At 65.8% G+C, this 17,068-nt stretch carries 16 protein-coding genes; 7 read left to right on the plus strand and 9 right to left on the minus strand.

Going from position 1 to position 17,068, the window contains the following annotated elements; genetic code table 11:
• Window positions 1-68 precede the first annotated feature (68 nt).
• The gene (locus tag ARGLB_RS06265; protein WP_003800231.1) at window positions 69-992 is read left to right on the plus strand and encodes a DMT family transporter; all 924 of its coding nucleotides are present in this window, start codon (window positions 69-71) and stop codon (window positions 990-992) included.
• Window positions 993-1,014: 22 nt separating this feature from the next.
• Here the strand turns inward: ARGLB_RS06265 and ARGLB_RS06270 are convergent, their stop codons facing one another.
• Both ARGLB_RS06270 and ARGLB_RS06275 read right to left on the minus strand, forming a co-directional pair.
• Window positions 1,015-1,884, minus strand: coding sequence for a glycosyltransferase family 2 protein (locus tag ARGLB_RS06270; protein ID WP_043418238.1), 870 nt, complete (start codon window positions 1,882-1,884; stop codon window positions 1,015-1,017).
• Between the two features lie 145 nt (window positions 1,885-2,029).
• Window positions 2,030-2,992 (minus strand): hypothetical protein, encoded by a 963-nt coding sequence (locus ARGLB_RS06275; protein ID WP_003800236.1) that lies wholly within the window; start codon window positions 2,990-2,992, stop codon window positions 2,030-2,032.
• 156 nt (window positions 2,993-3,148) lie between these two features.
• Here ARGLB_RS06275 and ARGLB_RS06280 point away from each other — a divergent pair, with 156 nt between their 5' ends.
• From ARGLB_RS06280 to ARGLB_RS06290, 3 genes are all read left to right on the plus strand, one after another.
• Window positions 3,149-3,694 carry a peptidylprolyl isomerase gene (locus ARGLB_RS06280; protein ID WP_003800238.1) on the plus strand — a complete coding sequence of 182 codons (546 nt, stop codon included), beginning with the start codon at window positions 3,149-3,151 and terminating at the stop codon, window positions 3,692-3,694.
• A gap of 4 nt (window positions 3,695-3,698) precedes the next feature.
• Window positions 3,699-4,580, plus strand: coding sequence for a rhomboid family intramembrane serine protease (locus ARGLB_RS06285; RefSeq protein WP_003800240.1), 882 nt, complete (start codon window positions 3,699-3,701; stop codon window positions 4,578-4,580).
• Between the two features lie 615 nt (window positions 4,581-5,195).
• Entirely contained in the window at window positions 5,196-5,663 is a 468-nt protein-coding gene (locus ARGLB_RS06290) for a carboxymuconolactone decarboxylase family protein (RefSeq protein ID WP_003800244.1), read from the plus strand.
• 206 nt (window positions 5,664-5,869) lie between these two features.
• On the opposite strand, the gene ARGLB_RS06295 is transcribed toward ARGLB_RS06290, so the two are convergent.
• The gene (locus ARGLB_RS06295) at window positions 5,870-6,466 is read right to left on the minus strand and encodes a DNA-3-methyladenine glycosylase I (RefSeq protein ID WP_003800245.1); all 597 of its coding nucleotides are present in this window, start codon (window positions 6,464-6,466) and stop codon (window positions 5,870-5,872) included.
• 10 nt (window positions 6,467-6,476) lie between these two features.
• The gene (locus ARGLB_RS06300) at window positions 6,477-6,728 is read right to left on the minus strand and encodes a cell division protein CrgA (protein ID WP_003800246.1); all 252 of its coding nucleotides are present in this window, start codon (window positions 6,726-6,728) and stop codon (window positions 6,477-6,479) included.
• A gap of 172 nt (window positions 6,729-6,900) precedes the next feature.
• Between ARGLB_RS06300 and ARGLB_RS06305 the strand changes: the two genes are divergently transcribed.
• From ARGLB_RS06305 to ARGLB_RS06315, 3 genes are read left to right on the plus strand one after another with little or no spacing between them, the layout of a single operon-like run.
• A complete protein-coding gene (locus tag ARGLB_RS06305) occupies window positions 6,901-7,701 on the plus strand; it encodes a class E sortase (RefSeq protein ID WP_003800248.1) in 801 nt (266 codons plus the stop codon).
• A 2-nt stretch (window positions 7,702-7,703) separates the two neighbouring features.
• Window positions 7,704-7,874 carry a hypothetical protein gene (locus ARGLB_RS23540; protein WP_043418205.1) on the plus strand — a complete coding sequence of 57 codons (171 nt, stop codon included), beginning with the start codon at window positions 7,704-7,706 and terminating at the stop codon, window positions 7,872-7,874.
• Window positions 7,871-8,512 (plus strand): aminodeoxychorismate/anthranilate synthase component II, encoded by a 642-nt coding sequence (locus tag ARGLB_RS06315; protein ID WP_003800250.1) that lies wholly within the window; start codon window positions 7,871-7,873, stop codon window positions 8,510-8,512. The genes ARGLB_RS23540 and ARGLB_RS06315 overlap by 4 nt, the downstream gene beginning before the upstream one ends.
• 33 nt (window positions 8,513-8,545) lie before the next feature.
• On the opposite strand, the gene pknB is transcribed toward ARGLB_RS06315, so the two are convergent.
• Genes pknB through ARGLB_RS06340 form a run of 5 tightly spaced genes read right to left on the minus strand, consistent with a single transcriptional unit; the run spans window position 8,546 to window position 17,068 of the window.
• Window positions 8,546-10,444: a Stk1 family PASTA domain-containing Ser/Thr kinase gene (gene pknB / locus ARGLB_RS06320; protein WP_175304965.1), complete on the minus strand. Its 1,899-nt coding sequence runs from the start codon at window positions 10,442-10,444 to the stop codon at window positions 8,546-8,548.
• Between the two features lie 48 nt (window positions 10,445-10,492).
• A complete protein-coding gene (locus tag ARGLB_RS06325; RefSeq protein WP_043418208.1) occupies window positions 10,493-12,346 on the minus strand; it encodes a protein kinase domain-containing protein in 1,854 nt (617 codons plus the stop codon).
• The gene (locus ARGLB_RS06330) at window positions 12,343-13,797 is read right to left on the minus strand and encodes a peptidoglycan D,D-transpeptidase FtsI family protein (RefSeq protein ID WP_003800257.1); all 1,455 of its coding nucleotides are present in this window, start codon (window positions 13,795-13,797) and stop codon (window positions 12,343-12,345) included. The genes ARGLB_RS06325 and ARGLB_RS06330 overlap by 4 nt, the downstream gene beginning before the upstream one ends.
• Window positions 13,794-15,242: an FtsW/RodA/SpoVE family cell cycle protein gene (locus tag ARGLB_RS06335; protein WP_003800259.1), complete on the minus strand. Its 1,449-nt coding sequence runs from the start codon at window positions 15,240-15,242 to the stop codon at window positions 13,794-13,796. Before ARGLB_RS06335 ends, ARGLB_RS06330 begins: the two co-directional genes overlap by 4 nt.
• Window positions 15,239-17,068, minus strand: coding sequence for a PP2C family protein-serine/threonine phosphatase (locus ARGLB_RS06340; protein ID WP_003800261.1), 1,830 nt, complete (start codon window positions 17,066-17,068; stop codon window positions 15,239-15,241). Before ARGLB_RS06340 ends, ARGLB_RS06335 begins: the two co-directional genes overlap by 4 nt.

A 17,068-nucleotide genomic window follows, 5' to 3' on the forward strand; every position in this document is an offset into this window, starting at 1 on the left:
ACATAGTTCGGACCCTGGTTTCGACAGGCTCAACCAGCGGGGCACGGTCTGCACATTACTGTGGGAGCGTGAATCTCTTCCTTGCAGCCCTGGGCGTCCTGGGCGTGGCTTCGTCAGGACCGCTCATCGCCGCCACCCTCGGCGCCACCACTGTCACGGCCCTCGCCATCGCTTTCTGGCGCAATGCCATCGCGGCGGCCGTCATGGCCACCCCCACCCTGATCCGGGAGCCGCGCCTCTTCGGCCGCATCGGGCGCTATGAGTTCCGCTGGTCGCTCGTTGCGGCCGTAGCCCTGGCCCTGCACTTCGCCTGCTTCATCACGTCCCTGCAGCTGACCTCCGTGGCTGCCGCCACGGCACTCGTCTGCCTGCAGTCCGCCTGGATCGCCATCATCCAGCTGTTCCGCGGTGTGCGGCACCGCTGGCAGGTCCTGGTTGGCCTTGGCGTCTCCTTCGGCGGCGTAGTGGCCATCACAGGTTTCGACATGGGCACCTCCCCGGAAGCACTGCTGGGTGACGTCCTGGCCATGGCTGGCGGACTCCTTGCGGGAATCTACACTCTGGCCGGAGGCCGGGCCCGGCAGAGCATGACCACCGGGACCTACACGGCCCTCTGCTACAGCATGTGTGCTGTCCTGGTAGCGGTGCTGGCAGCCTTCACCAACCAGCCCCTGACCGGGTTCGACGCCGGTGGCTGGCTGGGAATTCTGGCCATCACCGTGTGCGCCCAGCTCGTGGGACATACGGCATTCAACCACCTGCTGGCCACGATGAGCCCGCTGCTGGTGTCCATGATCATCCTGCTTGAAATACCGGGTGCGGCCCTGCTGGCCGCCGTGTTCCTGAACGAGACACTGCCGGCAGGCACCTATGCCGGACTGTCGCTCATTCTCGTGGGCCTCGCCGTCGTGGTGGCCGGACAGCGGAACGGCAAGGGCAGGCGGGACAAACCGGCCGGGGAACGCCCGGTGGCGGAGCTGGGGGCTGACTGACGACGGCGGCCGCCAGCCGGGGTCACTGCCCGCCGCGGCGGACCGGCTGGCTGGTGTTGACGGTGTGGATGGCGCGCAGCAGCTTGGCTGGGAAATATACCGAGAAGAACACCACCATGGGTGCCTTAAGGGCCATCTTCTTCACGTTGTGGGCCTTGTAGGTACGGTCGAAGCGTGTCACGTAATACCGGTAGTCACGGGGTGAGTCCTCGAGCCGGCGGGCCGACATCCCGGAGACCATCTGCGGCCAGTACTGGACCTTGAGGTCGTGGTCCGCGAGATGCAGGGACAGGTCGATGTCCTCGTGCATCTCGTCCCTTTCGTCCCGGCAGGTTTCGCTGCGGATGGTCTCCCACGCAGAGCGGCGGAGGGCCATGTTGGAGCCGAACAGGAAGTGGTATTGGTGCTTGGCCAGCTTGAGCATCAGCTGGCGCATCTTGTCATCTGCCTTGAGGCCGAAGCGCCGCATCGGCATGTCGTAGTAGACCACGGGCCCGGTGGCCGCCGAAGTGGACAGGTCCTCGAAGGCCTTCTGCACCTGCTCCACCCAGTCAGGTTCAACCACGGAGTCGGCGTCGATCCGGCCAAGGATGTCCCCGGTGGCGTTGTCCAGGCCGAAATTGCGGGTAGGGATGAGGCCCTGTTCCCTGTCCTGGCGGAGCAGGATGATGGGGCTCTCCGGGTACTCCTGCTGCATCTGCGTCACAATTGACGCTGTGCGGTCCTTGGACATGTTGTCCACCACGATGATCTCGTGCGCCGGAACCGACTGGTACACCGCCGCGATCAGGCACTGCCGGATGACACTTTCCTCGTTGTAGGCCGGAATAACAATCGATACGCGCGGCTCAGTGTCAGTCAAGGCATCCTCGTCGGATCTATCGGGTGACATCACCTCAAACTTAGCATCGATGCTTTCCATCCCGGCGGCACCGTGCCTGTCAGGCGGAGAGGCGTCCTGATAATCGGGCAGAGACGGCAGGAGGGGCTCCGCCGAAGCGGAACCCCTCCTGTAACCAGCCCTGACGGGGCCTTACTTAAGCCTTCTTGTCGGCACCGTTCTCGATGTTGGACGCGATGTTCTTCACCGCGGTCTTTGCATCGGTGGAGACTTCGCCGGCATCGGTATCGGTGTCCTCGGCAACGTGCTTAGCCTTGTCAGAACCTTCGGCGTTGTCCTCTTCCAGAGAAGCCAGCTCTTCCAGGGAAGTCGACGTGGTTGCCGCCGGAACCGGAGCCGGCGTCGCGGCGGCCGATCCAACACCGGTGCCGGACGCTGCCGGCGTGGTTGCGGCCGGCGTCGACGGGGCGGGGGTCACGGGTGCGGGGGTCTTCCAGGGATCCTCGACCGGCTTTGATGCCTTCCACGCGGCAACGCCGGCGGCCACGGCCGCGGCGATCACACCGACAATGAGGAGCCCGCGCTTCTTTGGCTTCTGGGGCTCCACCACCAGCGCCTTGCCCGTCACTGCCCGGCTGGCCTCGTTGGCGGCTGACTTCAGGTGGCCGCCGGCCACATGAGCCTGTTCCTGGATGGTGTGGATGATGCCGACGTCGCCGAGTCTCTGGGCCACGGCGTCAACACGGGCCGGGGTGCTCTCGAGCGTCCTGTGGACAGCCTCGGAGGCGGTCCCGATCTGGTCCGAGAGCCGGGGCAGGTACTCAACCACTACGCGGTCGCGGGCCTGGGCAATGACGGGAGTTGCCTTGTCCAGGGCCTCGTGCAGCCGCGGCGGGGCGCCCTCCACGACGTCGTGGATTTTGGGGGCAAGCTGCGCCAGGCCGTCCTGGAGGCGCGGCGTGACCGTGGCGACGCCGTCGGCAAGGTTGTGTGCCGCCACCTTGAGCCCCTCCTGGATCTTGGGGGAAGCGGTATCAATGCCGTGCTGCAGGCGCGGAACTGCCCAGTCCACTGCTGCTTCCACGCGGTCTTTTGCGTTCTCGACTGCAGAACTGACCGACAACTCCAGTTCGCGGGCAATACGATCCGATTTCTTCACAACTACCTCCCGATTAATGTGACGGTTCTGTTGTTAGCCTACGTGTACGAACAGCCGGGCTGCTATCGTTCCGGCGGATTCACGGTGGATTTCACCGAGCGCGGAACTGTCTTTTCCGCTCGGGTTCGCGTTGACCCGCCGTGAAAGAATGACCCTATGACTGCCTCAGCAACTGCAAAAGCAACCATCCACACCAGCCTCGGCGACATCGTTGTGAACCTCTTCGGCAACCACGCGCCCAAGACTGTCAAGAACTTCATCGGACTGGCCACGGGCGAACAGGCCTGGACCCACCCGGAGACCGGCGAGGACAAGACCGGCACGCCGCTGTACAACGGCACCATCTTCCACCGCATCATCAAAGACTTCATGATCCAGGCCGGCGACCCGCTGGGCCGCGGCACCGGCGGACCGGGCTACCGCTTCGACGACGAGATCCACCCCGAGCTGAGCTTCAGCGCTCCGTACAAGCTGGCCATGGCCAACGCCGGCATCCAGATGGGCAAGGGAACCAACGGTTCACAGTTCTTCATCACCACCATCCCCACCGACTGGCTGCAGGGCAAGCACAGCATCTTCGGTGAGGTTGCCGACGACGAGTCCAAGAAGGTTGTGGACGCCATTGAAGGTGTCCGCACCGGAATGGGCGACCGCCCGGTTGAAGATGTGACCATCAACAGCATCGATATCGAGCAGCTCTAGCCGCATGAGCTACGGAACTCCGGCGGCGGAGCCGTCAGCGCAGGTACCGGTGTGCCTCCGGCACCCGGACCGGCCCTCGTATGTCAGCTGCCAGCGTTGTGGGCGGCCGGCATGCCCCGAGTGCCAGCGCGCGGCCGCCGTCGGGTTCCAGTGCGTTGACTGCGTCAACGAAGCAAGGCGTACGACGCCGACAGCACGGACCGTTTACGGCGGTGCCGTTGCGTCCGGCAAGCCTGTGGTGACGTACGCAATCATCGCCGCGTGCGCCCTGCTGTTTGTTTTGCAGTGGGTTCTTCCCGGAAACGCGGTGTTCCGGACCCTCGCCTACGCGTCGGTTTACGCCACGCCCGAGTACGGGGTGTTCCAGCCTTGGCGCATGCTCACCTCGGCTTTTCTGCACTCCCAGGGTTTCCTGCTCCACATCGTCCTGAACATGTACACGCTGTGGATTTTTGGCCAGGCGCTCGAACCGCTGCTGGGCCGGATCCGTTTCCTTGCCGTGTACCTGCTGTCCGCCATCGGCGGGTCGGTGGGCTACCTGCTGTTGACACCGATCCTGCCCGAGGGCGGCCCCGTGGGCCTGGTTGGTGCTTCCGGCGCTATTTTCGGGCTGTTCGGCGCCATGCTCGTGGTGCAGCGCCACCGTGGCGGGGAGACGAGGCAGCTCTGGGTGCTGATAGCAATCAACGGCGTGATCGGCTTCATGGTGCCGCAGATTGCCTGGCAGGCCCATCTGGGCGGTTTCATCACGGGCGCCCTGTGCGCGGCCGCCATTGCCTACGTCCCGCGCGGCCCGCGACGCACCACCCTGCAGGCCGGAGGGCTGGCGCTCGTTCTGGCCCTCCTGGCGGTTGCTTCCTGGTACCGGGTGCTCGCGGCTGCCTGACGCTGGTGTCCGGCAACTAGCCGGCGGTCCCCTCCCCCGTAGCCCCCGCTTTCCGAAGCGGGGGCATTTTTGTGCCCCCGCGGAGTTCCATCACGAGGTTGACGGGATCGCAGCCAGCCGTTGGGTTTTCCACAGCGGTTATCCACACTGTTAATAACTTACACAGCTGTAACTCACTGGCCGGACCCCGGGATACCGGGCCGCTGGGCCACTCGCGATCAATATGCACGCTTCCGTCCACACCTGTGGATAACTATCGGACCTGCCGCTGTGGTTAAGTGGACAACTTCACCCAAATTTCACCCCGATCGGGCGTTCTGGGCATAAACGGACACTTGAGGGAGCGTGCGGGGGTTTTGAGGGTGCCGTTTCAACAGGGTTATTCACACTGTTAATAACTCACAGAGGTGTCATTCCACCGTGCGGATGCCTCACAAGGCCTAGATCATGCCGTTCAGGCCGCCGATGCCCACAAGTTTTCCCCACCTGTGGATAAGTTGTGGGCAGTCGCCTGTTGCTAAGTGGATAACCCCCACCCTGTCCACAGCGTCCCCGTGTAGTCTCTGACTGACAGCCGCGAGGTGAGCCCGTCCGGACCCCCAAAGGAGCAATGACGTGAGTACCCACAGCCATATCTTCCTCGACAAGCACCACCCAGCAGCCTGGCGGGCGCTGAACGGGCTGGGGCTAAAGGCCAAGGAAGCGGTGATTGAGGCCGGCCTGGATGAGAAGCTCATCGAACTGCTCAACGTCCGGATATCGCAGATCAACGGCTGCGCCTATTGCCTCGACATGCACGTCACGGACGCGGTCAAGGGTGGTGAATCCACACAGCGACTGGCTGTCCTGCCAGCCTGGCGGGACACTGCGGTGTTCGAGGACCACGAGCGGGCCGCGCTGGCCCTGGCCGAGAGCATCACGGTTCTTCCCGAAGCCCGCACGCGGGATCTGGAAGACGCTTACGCGCGGGAGCACCTTACGGACGAGCAGTACTCGGCGGTGAGCTGGCTGGCCATCGCAATGAACGCCTTCAACCGCGTTTCCATCACCAGCCAGCATCCCGTCCGGGCTGAACACGGGTAGACATGGCTGAATGACAGGGGTTTTCCACAGTCATTTCCACAACTGTTAATAACTTCGAAAATGCAAGTTTCTGGCATCCGGGGGCGCCAACCGGGCATGCAGGGCCTTTTCCGCGGCCCGCAACCAGCAAAGTTATCAACACTGTGGATATCTTTACCAACACGTGTGGACCAGTGCGTGCGGGACGGCAGAGTGCCCGGCAGCTGTCAGGACCAGACGCCTGAGGTTCCCCGGCGGTGGCTGTCCACAAGATGAGTGTCCACCATGCCGATGGCTTCCATCAGCGCGAACATGGTGGTCGGCCCCACGAAGGCGAAGCCCTTCTTCCTGAGCGCCCTGGAAAGGGCGATGGACTCAGGGGACGTGGTGGGCACGTCGGCGTACGTGGCGGGGGCAGGGGTGGAGGTTGGCTGGAACTTCCAGACAAAGTCAACGAGCCCGCCCTCGTCCCGCAGCGCGATGGTGGCGTTGGCATTGGTGATGGCGGCCCGGATCTTGAGGCGGTTGCGCACGATGCCGGGGTCCTGAAGGAGGCGCTCGACGTCGGCCTCGGTAAAGGCGGCCACGGTTTCGGGATGGAAGTTGTCGAAGGCCGCACGGAACGCGGGGCGCTTGCGCAGGATCGTTGCCCACGACAGGCCCGCCTGGAACGCCTCGAGGCTGATCCGTTCGTAGAGGCCCTGCTCGTCCCTGACGGGCAGGCCCCACTCGGTGTCGTAATACTCGCGCAGAAGGGGATCCGAGGAAGCCCACAGCGGACGGGCCAGGCCATCCTCGCCGATGACGATGCCTTCTGCGGTCATGGGCGTCGGCTCAGGAGCGCCAGCGCGTGGTCATCAGGAAGCCGACGATCGCAATGCCAAACCCGGCCAGGATGTTCCACGACTCCCACGCCTGAACAGGCAGCTGGCCCTCACTGATGTAGAACGTGATAATCCAGAGCAGGCCGATGATCATCAGGCCGAACATGACGGGCTTGAACCAGACGGGGTTCGGCTTGTAGGCCTGAGTGGAAACGGGCTCGGCCGGGCGGGCAGGCTTCTTACGTGGCTTTGACTCGGGCACATGTCCTCCTTGGCGGCTGAATCAAGAGGAGGGACCGGGGCTTGATATCCTGCTGTGAGGGGATTGCCGGCGGTCTGCACGCTCTTGGTCAGGTCTGAAGTCTTACTAGCAGCCAATTCTAGCTGTAGTTCAGTCCGCGCCGGTGCCCCGCAACCGCCTTGAAGGAGATCGCGTGGTAGTGCAGGAGAAGGTGACGGCCACCGCCAAGCCGGCGACCGGCGTCGTAATCCTGCGGAAAGCCGTGCAGATCTTCGGCGAGCTGCTCATCACCGCCGGCATAGTGCTGCTCCTGTTTGTCGCGTGGCAGCTCTGGTGGACCAACGTGGAATCCGATGCCAAGCAAACCGCCGCGGTCAAGGACTTTGCCCGGGATCTGGGCGGACCCGTGACCCCCGGACCCACGCCCACTGCGACTGGCGGCACGGCCGCTGCCGTCCCGAAGGACTACGGAGCGCCTGTTGTTGGAGAGGCTCCCGGGCACGGCGGCACCATCGGGATCATCTACATCCCCCGGTTCGGCGAGAACTACACCCGGCCCATCGTCGAAGGCACCAGCGCGGATGTCCTGGACACCCTGGGCCTCGGCCACTACGGCAACACCGCCATGCCCGGGGCCGTGGGCAACTTCGCCGTGGCAGGCCACCGGCAGACGCACGGCGCGGTGCTGGACAATATCCACACGCTGGTCCCCGGGGACAAGATCTACGTCCAGACGCGGGACGGCTACTACGTCTACGTCTTCCGCAACAACCGCATCGTTCTGCCGACCGAAGCCGATGTCCTCCTGCCGGTGCCCAACCAGCCCGGAGTGCGCCCCACCGAAAGACTTCTCACCATGACCAGCTGCAATCCCCGCTTCGGCTCCGAGGAACGGATTATCGCGTACTCGGTGCTGGACCACTGGCAGCCGGCCTCGGCGGGGCCACCCGACGAGATCGCAGCCCAGGTGGCACGCGCACGAGGGGAAGGCTAGGCATGTACGGCTGGATATTCCGCCATCTCCCCGGTCCGCTCTGGCTGCGCGTCCTCACGTCACTGGTGCTGGTTGCCGGTGCCTTGTTCCTGATGGTCGAGTTCCTTTTCCCCTGGATGTCCCAGTTCACCCAATTCACCGACTCAACGATTGGTGCGCCAAAAAACCCATGAGCACAGCAAAGATTCTCGTCGTGGACAACTACGACAGCTTCGTCTACACCCTGGTGGGCTACCTTCAGGAGCTGGGCGCCGAGACAACAGTGGTCCGCAACGATGATGTGACCCTCGCCGAAGCGATCGAAATGGCGGAAACGCGCGACGGCGTACTCATCTCGCCCGGCCCGGGTTCGCCGTCCGAAGCGGGGGTCTGCATCGAGCTGATCCGCTGGTGCGGCGAGAAGACGAAGCCGATGTTCGGCGTCTGCCTTGGTCACCAGGCCCTGGCTGAGGCGTACGGCGGAACGGTGACCCACGCCCCGGAGCTCATGCACGGGAAGACCTCCCTGGTCCAGCATGACGGGACCAGCGTTTTTGCCGGTCTGCCCTCCCCCGTGACGGCCACGCGCTACCACTCTCTGGCCGCTGTCCGCGACACGATTCCGGAAATCCTCGAGGTCACGGCGGAAACCGCCAGCGGCGTCATCATGGGGCTGCAGCACCGCACCGCACCGCTGTGCGGCGTCCAGTTCCACCCCGAATCCGTACTGACCGAGGGCGGCTACCAGATGCTGGGCAACTGGCTCGAGTCGCTGGGCATGAAGGGTGCGGCCGAACGGGCAGCCAAGCTCAGCCCCCTCATCCAGCACTAGCCCGGGTCCGGCACTGGCCCGGACCGGCGGGCTCTATTTGCCCTTGGTGGCGCTCGGCGTCGGCGTCGGGGTTGGTGTGGGCTCCGGCGGGGGCGCCGGGGCCGTGGCCACCGTCACCGTGATGGCCTTGCCCTGTTCCACCAGCGAATTCAGCGGATCGCTCTGGCCGGTCACCTTGCCGGGCTGGACCTGGGAGTTCTCGATCTCACGGATGACGGCAACCAGGCCGAGTTCCTTGAGCGCCGCCTCGGCTTCGGCACGGGTCATGCCGCGAAGCTCCGGCATGGACAGCTTGCCCGTGGACACCAGGATCTCGACGGTGCTGCCCACCGCCACCTGCTGGCCTGGCGCCGGCTTGGTGGTGATGACCAGGCCCGCCGGAACAGTGGAACTGTTGGCCATGGTGGTAGACGGCGCGCCCACCAGGCCCGCTTGCCGCAGGATGTCGCGGGCTGCCGCCTCCGTCCGTCCCGGCAGCGTCTCCGGGATTTTGACGGCGCTGGGGCCCGAAGAGATGTTCAGGACCACTTCCGAGTTTGGTTCCAGCGAGGATCCCGCGGGCGGCGCGGTGCCAATGGCAGTGCCTTTGGCGATCGAATCGTGCTGGACCCGCTTGATCTGTGGACGCAGCTTGGCGTCGTAGAGCGTCTGCAGCGCCTCTGATTCGGACAGCTTCTCCACCGAGGGGATGGCGACGCGCGCCGGTTCGGCCGGCGGCTGGTTAAGGAAGTTGTAGAACCACAGGCCGCCGCCGGCCAGCACCAGGAGGGTAAAGATCACAAAGGTCGTGATCCAGGCCCGACGGCGGGACTTCTGAAGGCCCGACCGCTCCCGTTCGCGGGGAAGCCCCAGCGGAAGTTCATCGTGCTCGGCCGTCTCGTAGACCGCCGCGGCTTCGGCCGGCAGCACGGATTCATCATCGTCAGTGCCCCAACTGCGGCGCAGGCGGCCGGCGGGAGCGTCGTCGAGGAAGCTGGCCCCGGTCATGGAAAATGCTTCCGTGGGCGGCGTGCGGTGCGGCTCAGGAATGTCATTCGGGTCCGTCGGCGCTTCGCTGGGCGACAGCGCCGGAACAGCGATCCCGTTCTTTGCCGCCCGCAGCGCACGGCGGAAAGCCGCGGCGTCCTGGAAACGGTCCGCGCGGTTCTTCTGCAGCGCCTTTTCCAGCACGCTGTCCAGCGCCTCGGAGATGTCCGGATTGTAACTGCTAGGCGGTTCGGGCTTCTCGCGCACGTGCTGGTACGCCACGGATACGGGGCTTTCACCCACGAATGGCGGGCGGCCGGTCAGCGTTTCGTACAGCAGGCAGCCTGCCGAATACAGGTCGCTGCGGGCATCCACGGCCTCGCCGCGCGCCTGCTCCGGCGAAAGGTACTGGGCGGTGCCCACCACGGCCTGGGTCTGGGTCATCGTCGCGGAGGAATCGGCAACCGCGCGGGCGATGCCGAAGTCCATGACCTTGACCATGTCCGAGTTCTCGCAGTACATCACGTTCGCCGGCTTGATGTCCCGGTGCACGATTCCGGCCTTGTGGCTGTATTCCAGTGCAGACAGGACACCCAGCGTGTACTCCACCGCCTGGTCAATGGTGATGTCACTGGCCCTGATCAGGTCCCGGAGGGTCTTGCCGGCCACGAACTCCATGACGATGTAGGGAACACGGACCTGGTCGTGCGCGTCGCCTGGCACAGCGTGCTCGCCCGTGTCGTAAATGGCTACGATCGAGGGATGGTTCAGGGCTGCGACAGCCTGCGCCTCGCGCTTGAACCTGGCCTGCAGTTGGGGGTCCCGGGCCAGGTCGGGGCGGAGCAGCTTGATCGCGACCGTCCGGCCCAGGCGGGTATCCAGCCCACGGTGCACGTCGGCCATGCCGCCGCGGCCGATGACTTCGCCAAGTTCGTAGCGTCCGCTGAGGACGCGCTGACTTGTCACCGGGATGTTGTCTTCCCGGTGTGACGGAGTTCGTGGCGTGGTCACGGCTTATGGTCCGGTCGGTGAGCCGCTTGGCGTTGGCGTGGCTGACGGCGTGTCCGATGGTGTGGGGATCAGCGCCTGGGACAGGTGATAGGTCACCACCGACCCGGCGGCGACCTCCTGGCCGCTTTCGGGCTCGGAGCGGACAAACGTTCCGGCGTCCTGACCGGGTTCGCCGGCCTCGTCGGCGCCCTTTTGCCAGCGCAGACCGGCCTTCTCGATTGCTGACTGGACTTCGGCCTCGCTGCTGCCTGTGCTGATGTCCGGGACTCTGATCTGTTTCGGTCCCTTGGAATAGGTGACCGTGATGGTGCGACCCGCCTGCACCGGGCCTGTCGGATTCAGGTCCGTAACCGTGCCGGGAGTGGCAGGGTCGAACACTTCCTTGCCGTCCACCTGGAGGCCAAGCGCGATCAGCTCGGCGCGGACCTCGCTGTACTGCCTGCCGAGGTATGCGTCCGGAATCAGGTTGATGGCCGCGGCCGTGGTGGGAGTCGGTGTGGGGGTCGGCGTCGGCGTCTCCGAGGTCTGGGTCGGTGAGGGCGTGGAACTGGTGCTTACGCTGCGGCTCGGTGTGCTCGAGGTGGTGGCCGCAGGGCCCTGGCCCGGGAACAGGAAGCCCGCCTGGCTCAGCAGGATGCCAACGACGGCGAACAGTACCAGCAGGACCAGGGCGATCAGCGGCCACGTCCACGGGCTGCGTTTCCGCCGCTCGGGCTCATCCTCGGGTTCGTCGTCGTACTGTTCCGGTTCCTGGTCCCAACTGCGCTCGGCCGCCAAGGCGTCGGCACGCGACAGCGTGCTCCCCGCCCGTGTGGGGGCGGCATCCGGGTCTCCGGCGGCTGCAGCCGCCGCTCCGCCGGCAGCAGCACCCGCGGCCGCCGCGCCCAGCACAGGCAGGGCGGAGGTTGCCGACGTCGAGCTCTTCTCCGAACCGATCACGCCGGTGGGTGCCGTGGCGATATTCACCGGGGCCGTCATGGCGCCCGTGCCGCCTTCGTACAGGAGCATGCCCGGGACAGCGGCGTGGGCTGCTGAGATGTCACCGTTACGGATCGCCTCTGCGGCCTCGGACAGCTTGATGGCGTTGGCGGGGCGGTTCTTCGGGTCCTTGGCCAGCATGGACATCAGGAGCGCACGGACCGGCTTGGGCAGCGTCTCCGGCAGGGGCGGCGGCGCGTCGTTGACCTGGGCCAGGGCGATGGCGATCTGGGATTCGCCGGAGAACGGCCGGTGCCCGGTGAGGCACTCGTAGCCGATCACGCCGAGCGAGTAGATGTCCGAGGCGCCTGTGGCGGTCTGGCCGGTGGCCTGTTCGGGGGCGAGGTACTGGGCGGTACCCATGACCTGGCCGGTCTGGGTCAGCGGCACCTGGTCCGCCAGGCGCGCGATGCCGAAGTCGGTGACCTTGACCCGCCCGTCCGGCATGATCAGAAGGTTTCCGGGCTTGATGTCACGGTGCACCAGGCCCTGGGCGTGGGCCACGGACAGGGCCCGCGCCGTTTGCGCCATGATGGACAGCGTGCGGTCCGGTGAGAGGACCTGCTCGTGCTCGATGATGCTGCTCAGCGGTTGGCCGGGGACCAGCTCCATGACCAGGTAGGCGGAGCCCTCCTCCTCGCCGTAATCGAAGACGTTGGCGATGCCCACGTGGTTGAGGAGGGCGGTGTGGCGGGCTTCGGCGCGGAACCGCTGGAGGAAGCCGGGGTCGCCCGTGTACTCCTCTTTGAGTACCTTGATGGCCACGATCCGGCCCAGGATTTGGTCCTTGGCCTTCCAGACTTCACCCATGCCGCCGATCGCAATACGCGTGGTCAACTGGAATCTGCCGCCGAGGGTGATTCCCGATGTAGGCCTCACTTATTCAACACCGCCTCAAAAATCTTCTTTGCGTTCGGACTGGTTAGCTGTGCTCCGGTGGTGATGTCCACGCCCTGCATGACAACGGTGACGGACACTTGCGGATCGTTGGCCGGGGCGAACCCCGTAAACCAGGAGTTGTTCAGGCCGTCCCCGAGCTCGGCGGTGCCGGTCTTGCCGGCGACCTGGACACCGGGTACGGCGGCGCCGGAGCCGATGCCCTCGCTGACCACACTGGTCATCCAGTCGGTGATCTGTCCGGCGATCTCCGGCGTCGTCGAGGTCCGCAAAGCCACCGGCTTCGGTTCCTCGATGACCCTCAGGTCCGGGGAACGGACTGCCTTGATGAGGTTCGGAGCCATCTGCACTCCGCCGTTGGCAATGGCCGAGGTCATCAGTGCGATCTGGAGCGGCGTCGCACGGACGTCGCGCTGGCCGATGGCGGACTGCGCCAGTCCGGCCGCGTCGAGATCCGACGGGAAAACGCTCTTGGCGTAGTCCAGCTTGAGCTGGTCGCCGAGCTCCTGGCCGAAGCCGAACTTGCTGGCCTGCTGGGCTATCGCATTTTCCCCGAGGTCGCGGGCAATACTGGCGAAGGGCGTGTTGCAGGACTGCTGCAACGCGAACGCGAAGCTGGCCGTGGTCCGGGTGTAGCAGTTGCCGCCGGCGTAGTTGGGCAGCTGGTACTGGATGCCCGGGAAGCTCATCTGCGCCGGGTTGGGCAGCACGCTGTCGGCGTTGTACTTGCCGGAGTTCAGGGCTGCTGCCGTGTCCACCAGCTTGAACACCGAGCCTGGCGCCAGCAGGGCGCCCGTGGGGCCGCTGACCGAGGGATTCAGGTTGACGCCCGGGATCTTGATGGCCTCGTTGTAGGCAGCCTGTTCCTTGGCGATGTCCTGGGTAGCGATGGAGTTGGGATCATAGGACGGCTTGCTGACCATGGCCAGGATGTTGCCCGTCTTGGGATCGGTCACCACGATTGACCCCCGCTGGCCGTCCGGGATGAGGTCGTACGCCAGTTTCTGGATCGTGGGGTCAATGGTCAGCTCGACGGACGCGCCCTTGGGCTGGTTGCCCAGGAAGAGCTGCCCGATCCGGTCGAAGAACAGCTGGTCCGAACTTCCGGCCAGCTGGGCATCCATGGCGCCTTCGAGGCCGGTGACCCCATAGCTCCGGGAGAAGTATCCGGTCAGTCCGGCATACAGCTCGGGCTGGTTGTACTTGCGCTGGAACTTGCAGGATTCATTGCCCGGCACGGACTCGGCGATGGCAGCGCCGCCCACGAGGATCGCACCGCGGTCATTGCAGTAGTTCTGCAGGATGGCCCGCCTGTTCCACGCGTTGGCCTTGAGCTCGTCCGCGCCCACCACCTGGACGTAGCTGATCGCACCGAAAATCAGGGCGAACATGGCGACCGCGGCGATCCATGAATGTCGAATGGCCTGGTTCACAGGTGTTTCACCGCCTCGGTGGGAGCGTCTGGGAGGGTCTGGGTGGCGTTCCGGTCCTGCCGGCCTCCTGCGGGGGCCGCCGGCTTCTGGGCCTCCGGCGTCCGGCCGGGCTGCATCGGTGACGTGTCCACCGGGCCGCGGGCCGTGTGGGAGATCATCAGCAGCAGGCCCACGATGATCCAGTTGGCCAGCAGGGAGGAGCCACCCGCGGCCAGGAACGGCGTGGTGAGGCCGGTCAGCGGGATCAGCCGAGTGACGCCGCCGATCACCACGAAGCACTGCAGCGCCACCGCGAAGGACAGGCCGCAGGCCAGGAGTTTGCCGAAGGCGTCGCGGGTGCCGAGGGCCGCGCGGAAACCGCGGGTGAAGAGCAGCAGGTACATCATCACGATGGCGAAGAGGCCGATCAGGCCCAGCTCCTCGCCGAAGGAGGCGATGATCATGTCGCTGTTGGCGAACGGGACCAGGTTGGGCCGGCCCTGTCCGAGGCCGGTGCCCACGAGTCCGCCGCTGGCCATGCCGAACAGGCCTTCCACGATCTGGCCGCTGCCGCCGGGTGACCGCCCGAAGACTTCCTCCGTGAAGGCATTGAGCCAGCTGTCGACGCGCAGCGCAACGTGCGAGAAGACCTTGGACGCCACGAAGCCGCCGCCGAGGATCAGGGTGAGGCCGATGACCACCCAGCTGATGCGGCTGGTGGCCACGTAGATCATCACGATGAACAGGCCGAAGAACAGCACGGACGAGCCGAGGTCGCGCTGGAAGATGAGCACGCCGATGCTCACGAGCCAGGCGGTGATCATCGGTCCCATGTCCTTGAAGCGCGGGAACTGCATAGGCCCGATCTTGCGTCCGGCCAGCATGATCAGGTCACGGTTCGAGGACAGATACCCGGCAAAGAATATGGCGAGGGTGATCTTGGCGACCTCGCCAGGCTGGAACGTCATTGGACCGAGCCGGATCCAGACCCGGGCGCCGAGGATTTCGCCGGCGGAGATGCCGGGGACCAGCGGGAGGATCAGGAGCAGGGCGCTGACGGCCAGGGAAATGTACGTGAAGCGGCGCAGCACGCGGTGGTCCTTGAGGAACCAGATCACGGCGATGGCCACGGCCATGGCAATGACCGTCCAGCGAAGCTGGTTGTTGCCGGTGTCGTCGCCCGGGGCGTCGAGGCGGTGGATCATCGCCAAGCCCAGGCCGTTGAGGGCAACCACCAGCGGAAGTATTACCGGATCGGCATATTTGGCGCGGAGCCGGAGAACCACGTGGAACACGAGGGATGCCACGGCGAGCAGGCTGGACTGGAACCAGAAGTCGGTGTCCAGTGACGTCTGTTCGTCGATGCTGGTCAGTGCGTTGGCGCCGATGCTGACCGACAGGGCGAGCACGAGCAACAGCAGTTCCACGTTGCGCCGGGGTTTGGGCATGGTGTCGGCGTGGCTCATTGGCCCCCCTCACAGGTTGCGGTTGGGGTGGGTACGGCCGAGGCTCCGGCTGTTGCGGTCGGTGATGCCGTCGGTTTGGTGGTTGAGGTCGCCTTGGGGGACGCCGTGGCCGTTGGCTTCGGGGTGGCAGAGGCCTTGGCCGTGGCTGTCGCCTTTGTTGTGGCCGAAGCCGTTGCTGTCGGCGACGGAGTCAGGCACTCATCCGAAGGCGCCGTGCTTCCCGTGCGCTCGAGGTTCTTCACGATCCGCTGGGCGTCATAGAGATCCCGCGCGGGGACCGTCTGGCGGACCCGCTGCTGCGAGAACTGGGGCAGCGAGTCCATCTTGATGTCGGTGACCGCTTCCAGGGTGGACAGCTGGATGGGCCCGAGGCGCTGGGATACCCCGTTGAAGATGGCCACCCGCTGGTCGAACTCGCCGATGTAGTAGCGCGTCTGGGTCCAGGCGTAACCGAGCCAGAGACCGACGGCGAGGACCAGGAGTGCCGCACCCGCGATTCCCAGGGTGAGCCAGCGGCGTGGACGCCCCGCCGTCGTGAATTCCTCAGCTTCCTCGCGGGCCTGGTCCGACTTGTGGGTCAGGACCGTGGCCGCGCGGCGCGCGACGGTGCGGCCGGCAATGGTGGGGATGGAACCGGTTTCGGCCGCAGCAACGGCTGCGCCGACGAGGATGTGCGGCCGGGAGGAAAGCTCCTCGCGCAGCACCTCCGCGGAAAGATGTTCGCCCAGATGGGGATCGGTGCTGGTCGCCGGCTCGTTGTCCGGCTTGCCGGCACCCTCTCCTGCCGCCTCGGTCCCGGCTGTCCGGTCGGGCGGGGAGCCGGCGGACGCGGGTGCCGCGGCCGGCGGGGTGGGAGGAGGCGCGGAGCCGGGCACCGAATCTGCCGGTCCCGAAGCTGCTGGCGGGGCGCCAGGCACAGCACCCGGGGCCCCGGCGGCGGGCTCGCCGGCAGGAGCGCCGGAAGCGACAGCCGGGGCCGCAGCCTTCGTTCCGGTGATTGCTTCCGGTTGTCCGGCGTCAGGGACGATGTCGACGGCGGCGGTACTGACGTCGTCGGGCGTTTCCTCCACGATTTCCGCCATGACAACGGTGACGTTGTCCGGCGCGCCTGCCTCCAGGGTGAGGTCAACGAGTGTTTCGACGCATTCGCGGAGATCCGGCGTTTCCCGCACGGTGCGCTCCACGACGTGGCCGGCCACGTAGTTCAGACCGTCGGAGCAGAGCAGCCAGCGTTCCCCGGGCTGCACCTCGATCGTGGCGAGGTCCAGCTCGGGGCTGGCATCGACGTCACCGAGGACGCGCATCAGGACGTTCTTGTGCGGATGGGTTTCCGCTTCTTCGGGGCGCAGCCGTCCCTCGTCGATGAGGCGCTGAACGAACGTGTGGTCAATGCTGATCTGTTCGAACTCGCCGTCGCGCAGGCGGTAGGCGCGGGAATCGCCGATGTGGGCGAAATGCAGCTTGCCCCCGGCCAGCAGCAGGGCGGTCACGGTGGTGCCCATGCCCGCCAGCTTGGGATTGATGTGGACGAGCTCCGAGAGCAGCGAGTTTGCGGTCTGGATTTCGTCGGCCAGGACGGTGCCGGCATCGTCGTCGTAGTCGTCGGTGTCCAGGTGGATCATGTCCAGGACAGTGGCGGCGGAAGCAACATCGCCGCCGGCATGGCCACCCATGCCGTCCGCCACGACGGCCAGGTGCCGGCCCACGTAGGCGGAGTCGTCGTTCTTCGCACGGATGCGGCCAACGTCGGAGCGCGCCGCATAGCGCAGGATGAGGGGCCGGGGCGAGGCTGGAACCTCGCCCGCGGGCATGTCCGGAGCGGCCAT

Source organism: Arthrobacter globiformis NBRC 12137, from assembly GCF_000238915.1.
In the GTDB taxonomy this organism is placed as follows: Bacteria; Actinomycetota; Actinomycetes; order Actinomycetales; family Micrococcaceae; genus Arthrobacter; species Arthrobacter globiformis.

Bases quoted from the DNA above. Each gene is read 5' to 3' on its own strand.
- ARGLB_RS06335 (WP_003800259.1), bottom strand. From the start codon at position 15,242: ATGAGCCACGCCGACACCATGCCCAAACCCCGGCGCAACGTGGAACTG.
- ARGLB_RS06340 (WP_003800261.1), bottom strand. From the start codon at position 17,068: ATGGCCGCTCCGGACATGCCCGCGGGCGAGGTTCCAGCCTCGCCCCGG.
- ARGLB_RS06315 (WP_003800250.1), top strand. From the start codon at position 7,871: ATGAGCACAGCAAAGATTCTCGTCGTGGACAACTACGACAGCTTCGTC.
- ARGLB_RS06270 (WP_043418238.1), bottom strand. From the start codon at position 1,884: ATGTCACCCGATAGATCCGACGAGGATGCCTTGACTGACACTGAGCCG.
- ARGLB_RS06285 (WP_003800240.1), top strand. From the start codon at position 3,699: ATGAGCTACGGAACTCCGGCGGCGGAGCCGTCAGCGCAGGTACCGGTG.
- ARGLB_RS06295 (WP_003800245.1), bottom strand. From the start codon at position 6,466: ATGACCGCAGAAGGCATCGTCATCGGCGAGGATGGCCTGGCCCGTCCG.
- ARGLB_RS06280 (WP_003800238.1), top strand. From the start codon at position 3,149: ATGACTGCCTCAGCAACTGCAAAAGCAACCATCCACACCAGCCTCGGC.
- ARGLB_RS23540 (WP_043418205.1), top strand. From the start codon at position 7,704: ATGTACGGCTGGATATTCCGCCATCTCCCCGGTCCGCTCTGGCTGCGC.